This is a genomic window from Paraburkholderia sp. RL18-101-BIB-B (assembly GCF_046026985.1).
Classification (GTDB): Bacteria; Pseudomonadota; Gammaproteobacteria; order Burkholderiales; family Burkholderiaceae; genus Paraburkholderia.
In genome coordinates this window covers 52726-70750 of sequence record NZ_JARESV010000009.1, presented here as the reverse complement: position 1 = coordinate 70750, position 18025 = coordinate 52726, and the positions used below count along the sequence as shown (strand labels likewise).

The 18025-nt window shown below is 60.7% G+C and carries 14 protein-coding genes and 1 pseudogene; 2 read left to right on the top strand and 13 right to left on the bottom strand.

Annotation, left to right across the window (positions count from 1 at the left end; all coding sequences use genetic code 11):
• Positions 1-28: 28 nt before the first annotated feature.
• Positions 29-1741 carry a SulP family inorganic anion transporter gene (locus P0D73_RS15915; RefSeq protein WP_408431969.1) on the bottom strand — a complete coding sequence of 571 codons (1713 nt, stop codon included), beginning with the start codon at positions 1739-1741 and terminating at the stop codon, positions 29-31.
• 707 nt (positions 1742-2448) lie between these two features.
• On the opposite strand from P0D73_RS15915, the gene P0D73_RS15910 reads away from it, so the two are divergent.
• Entirely contained in the window at positions 2449-3306 is an 858-nt protein-coding gene (locus P0D73_RS15910) for a PA4780 family RIO1-like protein kinase (RefSeq protein ID WP_132382451.1), read from the top strand.
• A 42-nt stretch (positions 3307-3348) separates the two neighbouring features.
• Here P0D73_RS15910 and P0D73_RS15905 read toward each other — a convergent pair whose 3' ends face one another.
• The 12 genes and pseudogenes from P0D73_RS15905 to P0D73_RS15850 form a co-directional block, all read right to left on the bottom strand.
• Positions 3349-4404, bottom strand: coding sequence for a LacI family DNA-binding transcriptional regulator (locus tag P0D73_RS15905; RefSeq protein ID WP_342960045.1), 1056 nt, complete (start codon positions 4402-4404; stop codon positions 3349-3351).
• Positions 4405-4454: 50 nt separating this feature from the next.
• Positions 4455-5618 carry an ABC transporter ATP-binding protein gene (locus P0D73_RS15900; RefSeq protein ID WP_408177089.1) on the bottom strand — a complete coding sequence of 388 codons (1164 nt, stop codon included), beginning with the start codon at positions 5616-5618 and terminating at the stop codon, positions 4455-4457.
• Between the two features lie 4 nt (positions 5619-5622).
• The gene (locus P0D73_RS15895) at positions 5623-6540 is read right to left on the bottom strand and encodes a carbohydrate ABC transporter permease (RefSeq protein WP_408281748.1); all 918 of its coding nucleotides are present in this window, start codon (positions 6538-6540) and stop codon (positions 5623-5625) included.
• Positions 6540-7481 carry a carbohydrate ABC transporter permease gene (locus P0D73_RS15890; protein ID WP_132382447.1) on the bottom strand — a complete coding sequence of 314 codons (942 nt, stop codon included), beginning with the start codon at positions 7479-7481 and terminating at the stop codon, positions 6540-6542. The genes P0D73_RS15895 and P0D73_RS15890 overlap by 1 nt, the downstream gene beginning before the upstream one ends.
• A 9-nt stretch (positions 7482-7490) precedes the next feature.
• Complete coding sequence (locus P0D73_RS15885; RefSeq protein ID WP_408431966.1) at positions 7491-8729, bottom strand: ABC transporter substrate-binding protein; 1239 nt, start codon at positions 8727-8729, stop codon at positions 7491-7493.
• A 61-nt stretch (positions 8730-8790) separates the two neighbouring features.
• Positions 8791-10203, bottom strand: a complete 1413-nt coding sequence (locus tag P0D73_RS15880; protein WP_408431964.1) for a GH1 family beta-glucosidase — start codon at positions 10201-10203, stop codon at positions 8791-8793.
• A 265-nt stretch (positions 10204-10468) separates the two neighbouring features.
• Positions 10469-11428, bottom strand: a pseudogene (locus tag P0D73_RS15875) (DUF2252 family protein); the annotation flags it as partial.
• Between the two features lie 550 nt (positions 11429-11978).
• Positions 11979-12155: a hypothetical protein gene (locus P0D73_RS15870; RefSeq protein WP_408431962.1), complete on the bottom strand. Its 177-nt coding sequence runs from the start codon at positions 12153-12155 to the stop codon at positions 11979-11981.
• A 266-nt stretch (positions 12156-12421) separates the two neighbouring features.
• Positions 12422-13003 (bottom strand): hypothetical protein, encoded by a 582-nt coding sequence (locus P0D73_RS15865; protein ID WP_408431960.1) that lies wholly within the window; start codon positions 13001-13003, stop codon positions 12422-12424.
• Between the two features lie 284 nt (positions 13004-13287).
• Entirely contained in the window at positions 13288-13707 is a 420-nt protein-coding gene (locus P0D73_RS15860; protein WP_408431958.1) for a hypothetical protein, read from the bottom strand.
• A 130-nt stretch (positions 13708-13837) separates the two neighbouring features.
• Positions 13838-14170, bottom strand: a complete 333-nt coding sequence (locus P0D73_RS15855) for a DUF2623 family protein (RefSeq protein ID WP_408431956.1) — start codon at positions 14168-14170, stop codon at positions 13838-13840.
• A 2-nt stretch (positions 14171-14172) separates the two neighbouring features.
• Positions 14173-15285 (bottom strand): hypothetical protein, encoded by a 1113-nt coding sequence (locus P0D73_RS15850; protein WP_408431954.1) that lies wholly within the window; start codon positions 15283-15285, stop codon positions 14173-14175.
• Between the two features lie 1565 nt (positions 15286-16850).
• On the opposite strand from P0D73_RS15850, the gene mblB reads away from it, so the two are divergent.
• Positions 16851-18017: an anti-phage 6A-MBL system MBL-fold protein gene (gene mblB / locus P0D73_RS15845; RefSeq protein ID WP_408431952.1), complete on the top strand. Its 1167-nt coding sequence runs from the start codon at positions 16851-16853 to the stop codon at positions 18015-18017.
• Positions 18018-18025: the final 8 nt, after the last annotated feature.

The window sequence follows — 18025 nt, the reverse complement described above, 5'->3', positions numbered from 1 at the left end:
CACGCGCCACCCTCGCGCAAACCAGCGCTTACGTCGCCTCTTTCACATGCCGGTCGGGCTTCTCCACGCCGGCCGTGCGCAGCGCTTCGTGCAAAGTGTTGAAAATGCAAGTTTCCTCGACGATCGGCGTGATGCCGTGCCGGTCCATGTCCGAGCGCAAATAGCGGTTCACGCGCGCGAAGAGCACCTTGATGCCTTCGCTTTTCAACGTCTGGATCAACTCGCCGATCGAACGCGAGGCCGAATAGTCGAGGTCGGTGATCGCGCTCGCGTCGATCACGAAGCAGTGCACCTTGCCGGGGGCTGCGTCGATCAGGCGGCGCGCATCGTCGACGAAAAAGTGGTCGTTCGCATAAAACAGGTCGGCGCCGAAGCGGTAGACGATCAGGCCCGGCGCGGTCTGGATGCCGGGCACGGCGGGCACCGGCACCCACACGCCGTCGTCGCCGGGGGCGAGAATCATCGTATGCGGACGGTAGCTGTGGCGCACGTGCCGCAGCAGCGAGAGCGCCACCGCCACCAGAATGCCGTGCTCGACGCCGATCAGCACCACCGCCGCCGCGGTGAACACGGCCAGCGCGAATTCGCCTGGACTCTCGCGGCGAATCGCAAACAAGGTCTTCAGATTGATCAGGCCGATGGCGATCGTGAACACGATGCTGGCAAGAATGCAGTGCGGCAGATACTGCAGAAAGCGGCTGAAAAACAGCAGCACGGCGACCACCACCGCCGCGAACACGAGCTGCGCGAACTGGCTGCGCGTGCCCGCGAGATCGGCCATGGCGGTTTGCGTCGGGCTGCCGTTCACCACGAAGGCGCCCGAGAACGCCGCCGCCGTGTTGGCCGCGGCAATGCCCAGCAGGTCGGCGTTGGTATCCACCGGCTCGTGATGACGCTCGGCGAACACGCGACTCGCGGCGGCGCTTTGCGCGACGATCATCACGAAGCAGGACGCCGCCACGGGCAGCAAATCGAGCATCTGCTGCCATGTCACCGACGGGATGCGCAGCGGTGGCAAGCCGCCCGCCACCGGGCCAAGCACAGCGATACCGTGAGCCGGGAAATGATAGAGATCGCTCGCGGCGATACCCGCCACGACCGCGATCAACGGCACCGGCACGCGTGGCAGGAAGCGCTTGAACGTCAGAATGGCGACGACCACCAGCAGCGAAATGGCGAGCGTCGGCCGATTGACCTGGGTGGCTTCGCGCACCACCAGCACGAGCTGATCGACGCTGCGCGCGGCGTGCCCGGGCAAGCCGAACATGTCGCCGAGCATCGCAATGCCGACCTGCACGCCGACGCCGGCGAGAAAGCCGACCAGCACGGTACGCGACAGAAAGTCGGCGAGAAAGCCCAGTTTGAAAATCCGCGCGATGAACAGCAAGGCAGCGGTAAGCAAGGCGACCATCGCGGCGAGCGCGGCATATTCAGCGCTCGCCGCCGGCGCCATGGTGGAGAGCCGGCTTGCGAAGATGGTGGCGGTTGCGGAGTCGGCGGCCACGACGAGGTGCCGCGAAGCGCCGAAAAACGCAAACGCGATCAGCGGCAGAAAGACCGTGTACAGACCCGTGACGGCCGGCATGCCCGCAATACGCGCGTAGCCCAGCACTTGCGGAATATCCATCGACGCAAGCTGCACACCGGCCAGCGCATCGCGCGCCGCCGCTGCGCGGTTCAGGGGAAGAACGCCCTTCAGCACGCTGGCGCGCGCCGTGATATTCGCCAGAAAATCTCGCATACGCGATACTGCCCTAATCCAGGTTATCGCGCATCGTGCCGCGACTCGGCACTCAAAGGCAAGACTTGTAGCGAGATCGGCTCAAGAAAAGAGAACACTGCATCACGCGCCCCAATGGCGCTGCGGAAAATCACCCACTTACAGATTCAACGCTTGAATTGCCCCGTCACCAGATCCACGTGCCGCGCGAAACCAACCAACGCGGCGATGCAGATCGGGCAGGCAATGAAGAACACGGCCAACATCTCGCACCCCGTAACATATTGTTACCGCCAAGTTTAAGCGATCACCATGCGAATTGAATGCTGGAAATCAGCAAATCAGTGTGTCGGCAGCTACAACAATCTCGCGTGAGCCCGCGATCGTCCGCATCGGGATATCGGCAGAAAATGCGGCGCAAACGGTAGCGAAGCGTATGTTCGACGGCGCGTGCGATACGCAAACGGTTGCGAGCTCATTCACCCATCACGATCGAAAAGTCGGCCTTCCTTTTCACCGCCCAGCAATTAGACGAACGCTTCTAGCGGTTCGGGCGCGCATTGGAATCATCAGGCAAGAAGCGATCGACTCGCGACCCCCGTCATGGCTCTTTTCCATGCTCCGCGCGGTCTCCCCGTATAATCCGGCATGACCCGAATCCCGCATCATCTGCCCTCGCAACCGGCCGCTTGTCGCCGCCGCGCCGCCCGCCGCCCTTCGGCGGTCCCATGAAAACTCCGAAACGTCTGCTCCCGCTGGTCGAAGAAGGCCTGATCGACGAAGTCATCTGCCAGTTGATGAGCGGCAAGGAAGCCACCGTGTACGTGGTGCGCAGCGGCGACGCCACGCGCTGCGCGAAAGTCTACAAAGACGCCAAGCAGCGCAGCTTCCGCCAGGCCGCGTCCTATCGCGAAGGCCGCAAGGTCAAGAACAGCCGCCAGCAGCGCGCGATGGAAAAAGGCAGCCGCTATGGCCGCGAAGTGCAGGAACAGGCCTGGCAGAACGCCGAAGTCGACGCGCTGTTCCAGCTCGCCAACGCGGGCGTCCGCGTGCCGCAGCCGTTCATCTGCACCGACGGCGTGTTGCTGATGGAGTTGGTGACCGACGCCGACGGCAATGTCGCGCCGCGTCTGAACGACGTCGAGCTGACGGAAGAACGCGCGCTCGACTTGCACGCACTGCTGGTGAACCAGGTGGTGCGCATGCTGTGCGCCGGCATGATTCACGGCGACCTGTCCGAGTACAACATCCTGCTTGCCGCCGACGGCCCGGTCATCATCGACCTGCCGCAAGCGGTGGACGCCGCCGGCAATCTCGAAGCGCCCGCCATGCTCGAGCGCGACGTCAACAACCTCGCCACGTATTTCGGCCGCTTCGCGCCCGCGTTGCTGGACACCACCTACGGCAAGGAAATCTGGTCGCTCTACGAAGCAGGCGCGCTGCATGTCGACGCCGCGTTGACCGGCCGCGTCGAACTGGACACCACGCCGATCGATCTCGAAGCCGTGCTCCAGGAACTGGAAGATACACGGCTCGACGAAGAAGCGCGCCTGCGCTACGAGCAGTCGCTGCGCAGCGGCACCTGAGCGCTAACCGCGGGCGGCACTTCGCCGCCTCGCGAGACGCAGCTACGTCGTACGGCTCAAACGCGCCGCCTCGATCGCGGCGGCCGTCACACCCGGCGCCGGCCCCACCGACTCACGCATCGTCACGCTCACTGGAAACTCACGGAAAATCTCCCAAGTGGTCCGGTAGCACTGATTGAGCAGCCAGCGCACGGCGTTCTGCGTCAGTTCCGCAGTCGGAATATGCACCGACGTGAGCCCTGGCGCGGCATAAGCGGCCGAGTAATCGTCGTCATAGCCGATCACCGAGACCTCGTCGGGAATGGCAATGCCCGCCTGGTGAAAACGCGCCAACGCGCTCACGGCCATCGTATCGTTCGCGCAGAACACGCCGGTGAAGGGACGCTTCGCGTCGAGCAGCTTTTGCGCGGCGGCGTAGCCGCCTTCCGGTGAGAAGTCCGATTCGATCAGCGTGACGTCGTCGCGCGCAATGCCCTCGCGCGCCAGTTCGGCAAAGAAGCCTTCCAGACGCGTCTGGTTGTCCGAGGCGCTAAACGGCCCGGAAATCACCGCGATGTCGCGGTGCCCGTGATCGAGCAGCGTGCGCGCCGCCAGTTCGCCGCCACGATGATGGTCGGCGCAAAACGACGCTTCCGGCAACTGATCGAACGCGCGGTTCAGAAACACCATTTTCGGGTGCATGCGGTGCAGCATGATCAGATCCTCGTCGTGCAGATCGTGGCTGATCACCACCACGCCGTCGCAATCGCGGCCGATCAGAAAGCGCACCGCCTCGATGGCCTGCTCGCGCGGCGACACTTCTCCGCAGCCCGTCGCCACCACCACGTGACGGCGCACCGCGCGCAGTTCGGTATCCGTCTGCTTGAGAATCGTGCCGTAATAGGAGCCGAAGAAAGTCGGCACGAAAATGCCGACCATGCCGAGCGACTGCGTTGCCATGGCCCGGCCGATGGAAGACGGACGAAAGTTCAACTGTTCGATGGCCGCCTTCACACGGGCGGCGGCATCGGCTGAGATGGGTCCTTTACCGGAAATGGCACGCGAGGCGGTCGACATGCCCACGCCGGCCAGTGCCGCGACATCTTTGAGTGTTGCCACGCGGATCTCCGTCAAGCATGTTGTATTTTCAGTGACGCCGCGTGCCGGCGCTACAAACGCGCGCCGCCCGCTTCGTCGAACAGAGAGACATGGGTACTGTCGAACGAGAACGCCGCGGTGTCCCCTATCGCCAACGGCGTCTTCGTCTGGTCGATCGATGCGACCTGCACTCCATGATAGTCGAGCCAGATGACGCGGTGGTTGCCCATCGGCTCCACCAGCGAAACTTTTGCGTGTTCGCTCGCGCCCTCGGCCAAGCGCACGTCTTCGGCCCGAACGCCGAGCACGCACGGCAACCCGTTGACCGGCGTGGTCTTGAACGGGTACGCAGACACGTCGAGGCGCCAATGGCCGGTGCTGAAGTGGACCCTGCCCTCGCGTTCTTCAAGCGTGCCCTTGAGCAGGTTCATCGCGGGCGTGCCCAGAAATGTCGCGACGAAAAGGTTGTCGGGGCGCGCGTAGACTTCGGCGGGCGTGCCGAACTGCTGGATCACGCCGCCGCGCATCACTGCCATGCGGGTAGCGAGCGTCATCGCCTCGACCTGATCGTGCGTGACGTAGATCATCGTCGCGCCCAAACGCTGATGCAGTTGCTTGAGTTCGCGGCGCAGTTCAGTGCGCAATTTGGCGTCGAGATTCGAGAGCGGCTCGTCGAACAGGAACACGTCCGCTTCGCGCACGATTGCCCGGCCGATCGCCACCCGCTGCCGTTGGCCGCCTGAAAGCTGCGCCGGTTTGCGCTTGAGCAGCGGCCCGAGTTGCAACATCTCGGAGGCGCGCGCCACGCGCCGCGCGATCTCCGCTTTCGGCGTGCCGTTGATGCGCAAGGCAAACGACAGGTTGCGCTCCACGCTCATGGTCGGATAGAGCGCGTACGACTGGAACACCAGCGCGATGCGCCGGTCCTTCGGGTCGGCCCAGGTCATGTCCTCGCCGGCAATTTCGATGGCGCCGTCGGTCACGTCGATCAATCCGGCAATGCTGTGCAGCAAGGTGGATTTGCCGCAGCCGGACGGGCCGAGCAGCACGACGAATTCGCCGGCTCGCACGTCGAGATCGAGGTTCTCGATCACCGTGTTCGCGCCCAGCCGAATGGTCAGATTGCGCACGGCGACGTTGGCCGGATTCGTGAGACCCGCCGCGTCCGCCGCATCGGAACTGCCGGCCACGCCCGCCATGTCCACGGCGTTTGCCATATTAGCCACGTTTGTCATTGCCCTATCCCTTGACGGCGCCGGATGCAATGCCGCGCACGAACCAGCGGCCCGAAACGAAGTACACCGCGAGCGGCACCATGGAGGTCAGAATGGTCGCCGCCATATTGACGTTATAGAGGCGCTCGCCGGTCGTCGTATTGATGATGTTGTTCAGCTGCACCGTCATCGGCAGGTTTTTGGTGCCGGCGAACACGAGACCGAGAATGAAGTCGTTCCAGATGCCCGTCACCTGCATGATGATCGCCACCACGATGATCGGCGTGGACATGGGCAGCATCAGTTGCACGAAGATACGCCAGAAGCCGCCGCCGTCGATGCGCGCCGCCTTGAACAGCTCCTGCGGAATCGACACGTAGTAGTTGCGAAACAGCAGCGTCATCACCGGCATGCCGAAGATGGTGTGAATCACCACGATACCCGGCAGCGAACTGAACAGATGCACGCTCGCCAGCACGCGTACGAGCGGATAGACCATCACCTGGACGGGAATGAACGCGCCCATCAGCAGCACGCCGAACAGCAGGCCGGCGCCGCGCGGTCGCCAGAACGACAGCGCATAGCCGTTCACCGCGCCGATCGCGATCGACAGAATCGTGCTCGGCACGACGATGCGCACCGAGTTCCAGAAGCCGACCTGAATGCCATTGCAATCGAGTCCGGTGCACGCGGACTGCCACGCGGCGCCCCACGCGCTGAGCGTGAAATGCGCTGGGAACGCCAGCAGATTGCCGAGGCGGATCTCGCTCATCGGCTTGACCGAGGTGACGAGCATCACGTAGAGCGGCAGCAGAAAGAACAGCGCGGCCGTCAGCAAAAATGCGTAGACGCCGAGGCGCGCCGGTGTGAATGCAGTGCGGCGGCGACGCGGCCGCGTGCGGTCCGGCGTGCCGCCTTTCAGCGGCGGACTGAGCGTGTTCATCACACCTCCTTGCGCAAGGCCGCGCGGCTGCGGGCGTAGAAGAACGGCGCGAGAATCGCCAGCACGGTGGCCAGCAACACGATCGACGCCGCCGACGCAAGCCCGATGTTGGCGCGGCCGAACAGATAGTCCATGATGAACTTCGCCGGCACTTCGCTCGCCGTGCCGGGGCCGCCTTGCGTCATCGCGACCACGGCGTCGTAGAGCTTCACGACCATCACGAACAGCAGCACGAAAGCAGTGGAGATCGACGGCCCGAGCATAGGCACGACGATGCTGGCATAGACACGCCAGCGCGGAATGCCGTCGATGCGCGCGGCCTTCCACAACTCGTCGTCGATGCCGCGCAAACCCGCGAGCAATAACGCCATCACCAGACCCGAGGCCTGCCACACCGTCGCGATGACGATGGTGTAGATCACCCAGTCCTGATCGACGATCCAGTCGAAGCGCGCGTGCGCGAAACCGAGCTTGTGCAGCACGGCCTGCGCGCCCAGTTGCGGGTTCAGGATCCACTGCCAGACGAGTCCCGTGGCCACGAACGACATCGCGTACGGATAGAGAAACACTGTGCGCAATGCGCCTTCGGCAACCACGCGCTGATCGATGAAGATCGCCAGCAGCAAACCGATCACCATGCACGCCACGATAAAGCACGCGCCATAGATCACGATGTTTTGCAGCGACAGCAGCCAGCGATCGTTATGGAAGAGCCGCACGTATTGCGTGAAGCCCGCGAAGTCGCCGGAAGGAAACGTGCGCGAATTGCTGAGCGACACGCGCGCGGTCCAGATCATCGTGCCGAGATAGGCGAAAACGACGGTAAGGACCATCGGCAACAGCGCCAGCCACGCCGCGAACGGAAAACGCTTTTTGAGCGGCTTCTTCAGCCGCGCTTGACGTGTCTTCGACCCGGCGGCCGGCAGCTTGAGCGCGTGCATGCTGCGCACCTAGCTCTTCAGCGCACTGGCGAACGCTTTCTGCGCGTCGTCAACCGATTGGCTCTTGTTCCAGAAGTTGGTAATGACGTCGATCAACGCGCCCTGCGTGTCAGGCGAGAGCAGCATTTCCGGATTCGGCAACTGACGCGACTTGTCCTTCATGATCGCAATGCCCTCCTTCGCGCAGATGTCGAGACTGCTGCCGTCCACGTCGGGACGAATCGGAATCGAGCCTTTCTTCGCGCTGAATGCAACTTGCGCGGCCGGCGAGGTCATCACCGTGGCAAGCAGATTCTGCGCCTTGATCGTCGTGGGGTTGTCCGTTTTCGGGAACACGAAAACGTCGCCCGCGACCAGATACGGCGAATGCGGACCGAAACCCGGGAAGCAGCCGAAGTCCTTGCCCGCGACCTGATTGGCCGCGGAGAATTCGCCCTTGGCCCAGTCGCCCATGATCTGCACGCCCGCCTTGCCGGAAATCACGAGCGCCGTGGCGTCGTTCCAGTTGCGGCCGGGCGAGCCGGCATCGACGAAATCGTGCAGGCGCTTGAACGATGCCAGCACTTTCTTGAAGGCGTCCGACTTCACGGCGTTCATGTCGCGGTCGCGGTACACCTTCATATAGAGATCGGGACCGCCCACATCCGCCAGCACCGCGTCGAAGGTGATTTTCTCCTGCCAGGGCTGGCCGCCGAGCGCGAGCGGAATCACGCCCGCGGCTTTCAGCTTGCCGAGATCGGCGATGAACTCGTCATAGCTTTTCGGCTCTCCGGCAATGCCGGCTTTCTGGAACACCGGCTTCGAGTAGAAGAACCAGGCCGGCATATGGATATCCACGGGCGCGGCGTAGTAATGCCCCTTGACCTTGATGCTGTCGAGAATCGACTGCGGGAACACGCCGTTCCAGTTCTCTTTCGCGGCGACGTCGTCGACGTTGTTCAGCAGGCCCTGATCGATCAGGTCGTGAAACTGCTTGGACGTATTGAACTGCGCGGCAGTGGGTGGATCGCCGCCGACGATCCGGTTGATCGCCGTGGAGCGCGCCTGATCGGCGCCCGCCACCGCATTGTCGACCCACTGGCCGCCGGCCTTGTTATACGCATCGGCAAACTGGCGAATCGCGGCCGACTCGCCGCCCGAGGTCCACCAGTGAATCACGTTGGCCTTCAAAGGCTCCGCCTGCGCGACGACGCCATACAACGCCAGTGCCGCAACCACGCCTCGCAAGACCATTTTTTTGCTGTTCATTCCGTCTCCTCCAGGCTTGGCGCCCGTGTTTCAAGTCGACATACCAACCAGCTCCCGCCTGCTATTCACTGCGTGCTTTGCGCTCCTTCAGGAACTTCGACACCAGCTCCGCGCTGCGTTTGATCGTACGCTTCTGGGTAGCGTAATCGACGTGTACGACACCGAAGCGACGCTCGTACCCGAAGGCCCACTCGAAGTTGTCCATCAGCGACCAGAGGAAATAGCCGCGAATCTCCACGCCGGCCTTGATCGCCTGGTCGACCGCGGCGAGATGGCGCTTGAGGAACGAGATGCGCTGGCTGTCCTCCACATGGCCGTCGATCACCTTGTCGTCCGACGCCATGCCGTTTTCGGTGATGTAGATCGGCGGCAGATTCGCATACGTGGCCTTGAATCCCGTCAACAGATCACGCAGGCCGTCCGGATACACTTCCCAGCCCATCTGCGTGCGCTCCACGCCTTCGAGCGGCACGTCCCTGAAACCGTGCGCGCCATCGCTCGCGACATTCGTGCGGAAATAATAGTTGATGCCGAGGAAGTCCAGCGGCGCGGCAATGGTTTGCATGTCGCCGTCGAGCACCAGCGGCTCGGTGCCCGGCCACAACTCGAACAGATCCCGCGGGTAGCTGCCCTTGAGGAGCGGATCGAGAATCCACGCGTTGTGCTGCACTTCGAACAGATGCGCTGCGCGCTGGTCGGCGGCGCTCTCGCTATTGGCCGTGCCGCGTCCGATGTTGGCGACGATGCCTTTTTGCGAAGCCGGATCGTTGGCGCGCAACACCGGCACCGCGAGGCCGTGCGCCAGCAGCAGATGGTGCATGGCCTGGGTGGCGTAGCGCGTGTCGGCGAGCCCCGGCGCGTGGTGGCCGTTGCCGTAGCCGAGAAACGCCGAGCACCACGGCTCGTTGAGCGTCGCCCACGCATCGACGCTGCCGGCCAGTTCGCGGCTCATCAGGTCGGCGTAATCGGCGAAACGGTACGCGGTATCGCGATTGAGCCAGCCGCCGCGATCTTCCAGATGCTGCGGCAAGTCCCAGTGATACAGCGTCACGGAGGTCGCGATGCCCTTCTCTTTCAGCCGCGCCAGCAAACGCTTGTAGAAGTCGATGCCTGTGCGGTTCGGCGCGCCGGCCGCATCCATCACGCGCGGCCAGGCAATCGAAAGCCGGTAGCCTTCGAAGCCGAGTCCGGCCAGCAGGTCGACGTCCGCTTCCCAGCGATGATAGTGATCGCAGGCCACCTCGCCGGTGTCGCCGGCCAGCACTTTGCCGGGCGTCGCCGAGAAGGTGTCCCAGATGGACGGCAGGCGGCCGTCTTCGTTTACCGCGCCTTCGATCTGATACGAAGCGGTGGCCGCGCCGAGCAGAAAGTTCTTGCGCCACAGCGACGAGTCCGCGGGCGGGGTGAAAGGGTCGGCGACTGACTGGGAATGGGGGGAGAGAGCTTCGGATACAGCGGATGTGTCGTTTGCCACGGATTCTCCTGCGCTGAGGTCGTTGAACCGGGTACGGTGGAAGCTCCGGCGTACCTGCGTCCGAAACTGAGTGGAAGCGCTTCCACATGACCTGCGAACGATAGCAGCGGCGGATTCGACGCAGCAATCAGGGTTTGTCTGGAGACGTACCGGCAGGCGCGGCACCGCGATGCGTTGGGCATCCCGAGAGCCTCTGCCGGCGGCGATTCGAAGACGTTGTAAGCGCGGCGGTCACGATGTCATACGCCGCCAGCGCGACGCAATCTCAAGGCTTCGGTGTCAGGTCGAACACGCCGCTGTCGTAGGCTTCACAATACGTTTTCCAATCCGCCGCGACCTGAACCTCGCATTGCGTCGCGATATTGACCAACGGCAACTGCCAGTCTTTACGATTGCCGAACGCAATCAACTCGTCTGCAATCGACGACTTCTGCCGCCCGCCGCTGCGCAGATGCGCCCATGCGCTCAACTCGGCCATGCTGTTGACCACCTCTTCGAGACGCGGCAGCTTGCCGTCCCAATCGCTCAAGGCCACGCGATCTTCGGAAGGCTGCAGGCTGCGCAGCACATACGAGCGCTGATTGAATTCGACCGCATGCAGGAACGCCTGCGAGACCGCCTGATTGCGCCGCTGAATTTCGACGACGCGCTGCGCTTCCGTCTGCCACGCCGGCTGCGGCGTACTCAAGTGCGGCGTCACGGAAGAAGGCAGCGCCTCTTTCAGATCGATCAGATAGTTGCCGTCCGGCGAGCCTTTACCTTCGACGAGGATCACGTAACGATCCACGCCAAGGCTCCCAGTGCCGGCAATCCGCCGCGCCACGTCGAGAATGCGAAAGAAGTCGGGATTGGGCTCGCCCGCGGCGAACTTCTGCATGAACTGCGTGACGGCGGCACGTTGCGTGTCGCTGACCGCCAGCGCTTTCTTGCCGTCCACTTTCAGCGTGCGGGTTTTGCCTTTGAGCGTGGTGCGCCGGTCCAGATGCGCAACCCGCGTGCGGCTCGCGAGCGCGACGAACAGATCGCGCACCATGCCGGTCGCGGTTTCCCCTTCGATCCAGCGCGACTTGCCGTACGCGAGCGCCGCGCCATACGCTTCCAGCGCGGTGTGGCACAGCGCCAGCGCCTGCGCGCGGCTCAGCTTGAGATCGCTCGCGCCGACCAGCACGCTCGTCAACAGACGCACCAGTTCGTAGAGATTCGGCGCGAGACAGGCTTCGTCGAAGTACTTTCTATTGGTCAGAAAGTGTCAACTTAAGATTTGCGACGCCGCAAACCCTTTTCCGGCTTGATTTCGGTATCAACGAACCTCGCTATACAGACGATTGCGCCCTTATTTCCGATGCATGCTCGGTCGACAGCATTTGGAGCATAAAGTGAACATCAACGAGAAACGTTTACTTAGTTTCACTATGCATATAAGTAAACTCTACTCCCAATAGAAGTGTGATTTTTTGGGATGTTTGGTTGGTCCTGTTCGTTCGATTGGCCGAAAACTGCTGGCAAACGGCCGTCCAGCGCCAATATTCTGGTGAAACAGTTGGCTTGAATAATTCTATGTTGGCAATCGAGGCGTCTGCAGCAAACCCTTCAACGCATTCTGCGAGGTCGTCATGAGCAACCATTCTGCGTCCAGCTGCCAATGCCCTTGTTGCAAGCAGTGGTTCTCCGGTCAAGTGTTCGAACTTGCAGAGAGACGGCAGTACCTCGACTTGGGGTTTGAAGGGCCTTCCTTCGAAGTCTTCGAGTCGTTGAGTCTTGGCTGCTTCTGCAGCCTAAGCTGCCTCAGGAGCCAGCGCGAAGAACTGATGGCAGGCATCCCAATCCGACCAGTTGGCGTTGGTCTCATTGAGCGCTGCGCGGATTGTGGCGGCCCTGTCGATATGACCGAGACTCATCTGGCGATTGTCGAGGAAGACTACTTCTGCGGCGAGGAAGGCATAAAGGAACATTCCGCTCTTGTCTTGGCCGTTGTTTGCGAGACGTGCAGTCCCTATCAACCTTATGGCTTGTCGCTGCGTCCGCGTGATGACTAGCGACACCCCGAACTTTTCCGCGATTCAGATGGCTTCGACCACTGACGTTACCGGAAGCATTCCGTCCGCGCTGGCACATCAAACCGATAACGCCCGCGCAGTCGTTCTTCTCGCATTCGAGTGAAGAGTATCACCCAGGCGACGGGGCTCATCTTCTTGCTGTGTCTGCGCTGCCTCGTCAGCTACCAGTTGGTTCGGCCTACGACGTGCGCCCCAATAAATGCCCGGTAAGCGTCAACACTGTCGAGTTGCTCGCGATAGTCTGCGGCCAATGCCCTGTCTGACTTACGGAACGAGTCGCGCCCGAATCCATCGTAACCAACCCGAGCAAGCGCGCCCGCCGAAAGTAGCTCGCACCACTCCCTGACCGTTGCAACCCTCTCTAGCAGTTGGCATTGGTCAAGAGATTCTCCCGTCAACTGACCATGGAACAGCTTGTTTCTAACCTTATAAATTTCCCTCAGCTCGGTGCGCGATTTCGAGTACCTTGGGCCGACCATATCGGAAACCGAGAAGCGGAATAGCGCGTCAATGCCCGTGATGAAACCCGTCACGTTCACATCCGGACGCTCTTCCAGCGCCTTCACCAGTTCGGGTATGTTCCCGTCATCAAGGGCTTCACACTGGAAGACTAGATGAGTGAAGAGGCGTCTGAGTTGACGCTCCAACTTCACGATGGAGAGTGTAAGTGCGTCGACCCCGAGCGTCACCGCACCAGAGTCTTTGATGAGGTCTACAACGGCGAACTCTGCTTCGAGACTCATACTTCGCTCTCTTGGAGAGATGTAAATTTCGGCACCCATGCCGTATCGTCAATCGCATCAAGAGCGCTACGACCAGTGCTTAAAGATGTGCGCTCAAAGCTATTCTATCCACGCGGCTATGTGTTCGAGAAGGCATGCATTTTCCGACAATCCCGACTCTTGCAGGCTCTAGAAGTCTTCGTGGTGGAAGCTCGGTCCTTTCGCCGCGAGCCTCCTCGTTGATTTGTCTGTGTCACCTGCAGCGTTTGAATCGCAATTTTTCGAGCGACGAGGATGTTGTACTTCTAGACGGCAGCGCTGTCATCCCAATCGTCGTCATCACCAGAACCGCGATTCAGGTCGCCAAGCGGTGGCAGCGGGTCGCCATATTCGTCGAGGTTGCCGTACTTGTCTTCATCGTCGGCTATGTTTTGCTCGTCTATACCAGGCGCGGCCTCATAGACATCAGCCGTAACCTGCGAAACGGACTTTCCACTGTCACGCGACAGCAGCGCCACCGCCTGCATAGCTTCCGCAGACAGTTCGTTTTCTGTTGCCAGCCATCCAACGTCGTGCATGTTGCAGATTTCGCCCACACGCTCACAGTATTGGACGCCGGGGCTTTGCCCCAAGCCGAGGTCACCCGCTGCCGGAACGACAGTCATCTTGTTATTCGTTGCGGCGTCGGTCGAGGGCGGTGTTGCATCGTTAGGAAGTTCAGCCATTACAGCTCCTCAGATGAATTTTGAGTGGTGTCAGTTTCGACGGGTTGTCGAATAGCCATCCGGCCACCCGACAACACCAAAGGCGTTGAAACGCGAGCGTGAGACCGGACGACCTCACGTCGCGCACTGGCTAGTCGCAGCCGTCGGGCTTTGAGACGCTGCGGAGTTTGGCCTCGCAGGCGTTACGCACCTGCTCTCGCAGTTCCTGAGTGAACTCGAGTTCCGCGAGCAGACGGTCCATCGGGAGCGAGTAACGTGCGGCGAGCTGCCCCGCCACAACAGCCCCTGCCTCGCGGCTCGCCCGCTGCACCGATTCTGAGATGCTACGGCCGACGACAAACCCGAGCACATAGTCATGCTTGTATCGCAGCATCTCGTTCGCGCCGGGTGCCTTGTCCGCATCCAGGCCTACCTGGAAACCGGTTTCGACAAGTGCGCGCGCTTCATTGGTTTGTCCGCCCATGATTACGCACCCTCCTTATCATCACCCCGCTCGCCGACAGGCTCGGCACCCGCGTTGTCGTTTGCGCCCCTCGCTTCCTTCATTGCCATGCTGAGTTCGTATTCGGCGTTGGGGTACCGAGAGACGATAGCGCGGTAACGCTGTGCCTTCTCTTTATCGGGTGCGACCTTGTTGGAGTAGACCTTGTCGGGGTCGTCGTCGCACGCCTCAGAAGGCACCGAATAGTAGTGGTACAGGTACAAGGCAGCCTTCCAGTAGCCACGGTCTGCGACACCTTCCAGGATGCGAATGACCTTGCTGACCTGTTTGGGCGAAGCGTCGGAGGTCGCGAGCGCCGCAGCGGCGTCTGCCAGTTCGTGATAAATCAAGTCCGCGAGCGGATTTTCATCGAAGCTTTCTTCGCTTACTTGGATGACAAGGTCCCATGCCTGCTGGCGATTCTTGCGATTCCATCCAACCGTCAGGAGCCTGGCAAGCCGGGCTTTTGCAAACGGGTCAAATAGAGAAACGGCGCGAAGGATGCGAAAGCCAATTTCAGCCTGCTCATGGCCTTTGAGCCGGGCGATGACGTGCAACGCGAACTCGCCGGCCTTCATGCGAATAATCTCGGACCATGCAGGTGCAGCCCAATGGACGTTCTCAACGATAAGCCGCACTTCCGGTTCAGTTGGGAGAGTCGAGGTCTTGTCGCGCAAACCCATCAAGAACATGCACTCGCGCTCCCTCCGCGTACCGCCGTCTTTTTGAGCCGCGAAGTAGTTTTCGACGTCGAGCTCGGGGCAGCGTGCAGAAGGCTGCCACGCGCGGACGAACGCCGTTGCCAGTTCTACCGCCGCCTCGACACCTCGCTGAGTCAGGAACTGGTGCGTCCGTGCGATTTGCTCCGAGCGAGTGGCGATGAAGTTCGCCTCGTCGTCTTCGTCGAGTTGCGAGGGGTTTGCAGCAGTGGTCCACGACGCTTTCATGTCGCGCCACGATTCGAGCGCGCACAGGACAAAGGCTGTTAGGTCTTTCGGAGGGATTTTGTCAACTGCGTCCGGAAAATACTTTGGCAACAGTTCTGCGCAGCGCTCGGCTGTTTGAGTGGGGATTCTTGCCCCTTTGAAATACATCATAGTTACCTCTACGGACGTCAACAGTTAAGGTCCGGCGCGTGGGCGCTGGGACCAGAGAAATTCGGGCCAGGAACACCTGGCCTGAGTTGCCCGTTAGCTGTTGCGTTGCCCGTAGGGCCCAATGGGACGCGCGGCGCTGGAAACCCGTACTACCTTCCTCGCCACCCAAGAAAAGACCAAAACAATCCGACAGGGGTCAGTGTCAGACGCTTCCGAGATTTCGGCCTCGCGGATAAATATACGGGATGAAAGCCGGATGGGTCAACAGATGCCATCACGCCGGCCGCTCGTTCCGCCACTGGCGCGACCGAGCGCCGCGCCTGGGGTGTGCCGGCCTGCTCCGGCCGGCGGCATTGCGAACGTCGCTGCTTCTGGCGAACGATAGTCACTAAATGGTCGATGTTGGCAGGCCGTCCGAATCCGACGACGATGTAATGTGACGGTTCTGCCGGGCTCGTTCCTCGCGCGTACTGCGCACGGCGTGAACCCCGGCCGCAATTTCGTGCGCCTCGCGCTGGTCGCCGACGTCGACACCTTGCTCCTCCAGCCGCAAGGTCAGCGCCCTGCCGTTAGCCCAGCCAGAAATCCGTTGCTGACACCGCCCCAAGATTACACCGCGCCAGAGACGCCACCCATCGGCCTATTTGTCGCGTCACATGGATGTCACAACTCGCAGTTCGTCACTGCACAGATTTCTGGCCGGTAGTCGGGAGAGCTTCACCTCAGAACGCCCATATATCGACGCGTCGGTCCTCGGGAAATCCCAAAGGCTGAGGGCAGGACGCGCATCGCTCAGGGACAGGCGCATGGTTCGGTCCGGATGCAAGACCCAGACTCTCGTCCGACCGAGGAGCGAGGCTTGGAGCCCGCTTATTGAGCAAATCAAGCAGGTGGGCTTTCACCTCCGCCGCGCGTGCCTGAGCAAGCCCAACGTTTGCATCGAATTGCTGCTGTTGCGCAGAGTTAAGCCTGAGCCTGTCGCTAGAACCCCCAATCATCAAAACCCCGTTTCGCCCCTTGCCACGCATCCGAATCCACGATGTAACGACGTCCTGAACTGCAATATCAAAAGCGGCGTTACCACCTTGCACAGTAGTCGCACTCACGTCCGACATCCCGACTAAATGGCGTCCACAAAGCCCGCCTCGCGAGCGAGTCTTCGACTGCTTTGCGCGAGATTCGAGATTGGAAATCGGTGGCAGTCGCGTCGATACTCAAAACGCATAAATCAAGGCAGCAATCGTCAAAACCGCACCCCTGATTAAATAAGGAACATGGTTAGTAAATGTATCTGTCGGTGATTTAACGAAAATTCTTAGCAAACGTTTGATTTTGTAGAAATCATCGTTTTTTTGCGTTTTTATCAGACCAAAGAGACAAGCTGAAATCACAAATTCTTACAAATAGCGGTAATTTTTTCTTTAACCCACTAAATCTTGTGCTAAATTTGCCTTGACTTCTACATCTTGTTTCCTTCGTTGGTTGGTTCACGGCGTTTACAAGGTAAAAATTGCCGCCAGCATCGTGGCCGCATCCCCCAAACGATTTGCATAGGACGGTCACCAATGGCGACGCCGCAGATTATCTTTTTCCCCGTTGGAAATGGGGACATGACGCTTATTAAACTGTCGAACGGACAGACAATCCTTATCGATATCAATATTCGGGCTCCTGGCGAAGGTGTGCGGGATGTTCTGAAGGATTTGCGCGAAAAACTATCCGAAGACGAGGAAGGTAGGCCTTACGTGGATGTCATGGTTTTGAGCCACCCGGACCAGGACCACTGTCGCGGCCTGGTGGAACATTTCCATCTCGGGTCGTTGTTCGACTACCCGGTGAAAGGCGAAGCATCCAAGATTGTGATTCGTGAGATGTGGTCGTCGCCGCTGGTCTACCGCCGCGCATCGAAAACGCATACGTTGAGCGACGACGCGAAGGCGTGGAATACGGAAGCAAAGCGGCGGGTCCAGCTGTTTAAAGACGAGGGCGCCCTAGAAGACGGCGACCGCATCCAGATTATGGGTGAGGACGCTGACGGCAAAACGGACGATGTGATGGAAATCGTCATCAAGGCCGGCGAACGCATTACCAATGTGGCAGGGAAGTCGTACGAGAACTTCAGTGCGTTGCTGCTAGCTCCACGGAATGCTGAAAGCGACGAGGATGCTGAAGAGCTGACCAAAAACGAATCAAGCGTCATCATCAACTACTCCATCGGCACGGGCGCGACCCCGGACGCCGTGAAATTTCTCTCCGCCGGCGACGCCGAGGTGTACATCTGGGATAAGAAGTTATGGTCGCGCTACAAGAATCAGCCAGAGGCGCTCGAATACGACCTGTTGTCAACGCCGCATCACTGCTCGTGGCACACGCTCTCGTACGACAGCTGGAGCGGAAAAGGGGAAGAAGCGAAGGTTTGTGAGAACGCCCGCAAAGCATTGTCGCAAACTCGTGCCGGCGCATACATCGTTGCGAGCAGCAATAAAATCGTTGACGACAAAAATGACCCGCCGTGTATCCGCGCCGAACGCGAGTACAAGAGCATCGCGAAAGATGCTGACGGTACTTTCCTGAATACCGCCATCCATCCGTGCGAGAAAAACCCGGAGCCAATGACCTTCGAGGTCCATGGGGGTGGCGTGAAGCCTGCGTGGAAGACTCGGTCGGCCGCTGCGGCCACCAGTGCTGCTGCCGCAATCGGCACGCAGCCGTTGTCGCACGGTAGCGAGTAAGAAGGACG

Excerpts from the sequence above, each read along its gene's own strand:
- P0D73_RS15915 (WP_408431969.1), bottom strand. The coding sequence starts at position 1,741 with ATGCGAGATTTTCTGGCGAATATCACGGCGCGCGCCAGCGTGCTGAAG.
- P0D73_RS15910 (WP_132382451.1), top strand. The coding sequence starts at position 2,449 with ATGAAAACTCCGAAACGTCTGCTCCCGCTGGTCGAAGAAGGCCTGATC.
- P0D73_RS15900 (WP_408177089.1), bottom strand. The coding sequence starts at position 5,618 with ATGACAAACGTGGCTAATATGGCAAACGCCGTGGACATGGCGGGCGTG.
- P0D73_RS15895 (WP_408281748.1), bottom strand. The coding sequence starts at position 6,540 with ATGAACACGCTCAGTCCGCCGCTGAAAGGCGGCACGCCGGACCGCACG.
- P0D73_RS15890 (WP_132382447.1), bottom strand. The coding sequence starts at position 7,481 with ATGCACGCGCTCAAGCTGCCGGCCGCCGGGTCGAAGACACGTCAAGCG.
- P0D73_RS15885 (WP_408431966.1), bottom strand. The coding sequence starts at position 8,729 with ATGAACAGCAAAAAAATGGTCTTGCGAGGCGTGGTTGCGGCACTGGCG.
- P0D73_RS15870 (WP_408431962.1), bottom strand. The coding sequence starts at position 12,155 with ATGTTCCTTTATGCCTTCCTCGCCGCAGAAGTAGTCTTCCTCGACAAT.
- P0D73_RS15865 (WP_408431960.1), bottom strand. The coding sequence starts at position 13,003 with ATGAGTCTCGAAGCAGAGTTCGCCGTTGTAGACCTCATCAAAGACTCT.
- P0D73_RS15860 (WP_408431958.1), bottom strand. The coding sequence starts at position 13,707 with ATGGCTGAACTTCCTAACGATGCAACACCGCCCTCGACCGACGCCGCA.
- P0D73_RS15855 (WP_408431956.1), bottom strand. The coding sequence starts at position 14,170 with ATGGGCGGACAAACCAATGAAGCGCGCGCACTTGTCGAAACCGGTTTC.
- P0D73_RS15850 (WP_408431954.1), bottom strand. The coding sequence starts at position 15,285 with ATGATGTATTTCAAAGGGGCAAGAATCCCCACTCAAACAGCCGAGCGC.
- mblB (WP_408431952.1), top strand. The coding sequence starts at position 16,851 with ATGGCGACGCCGCAGATTATCTTTTTCCCCGTTGGAAATGGGGACATG.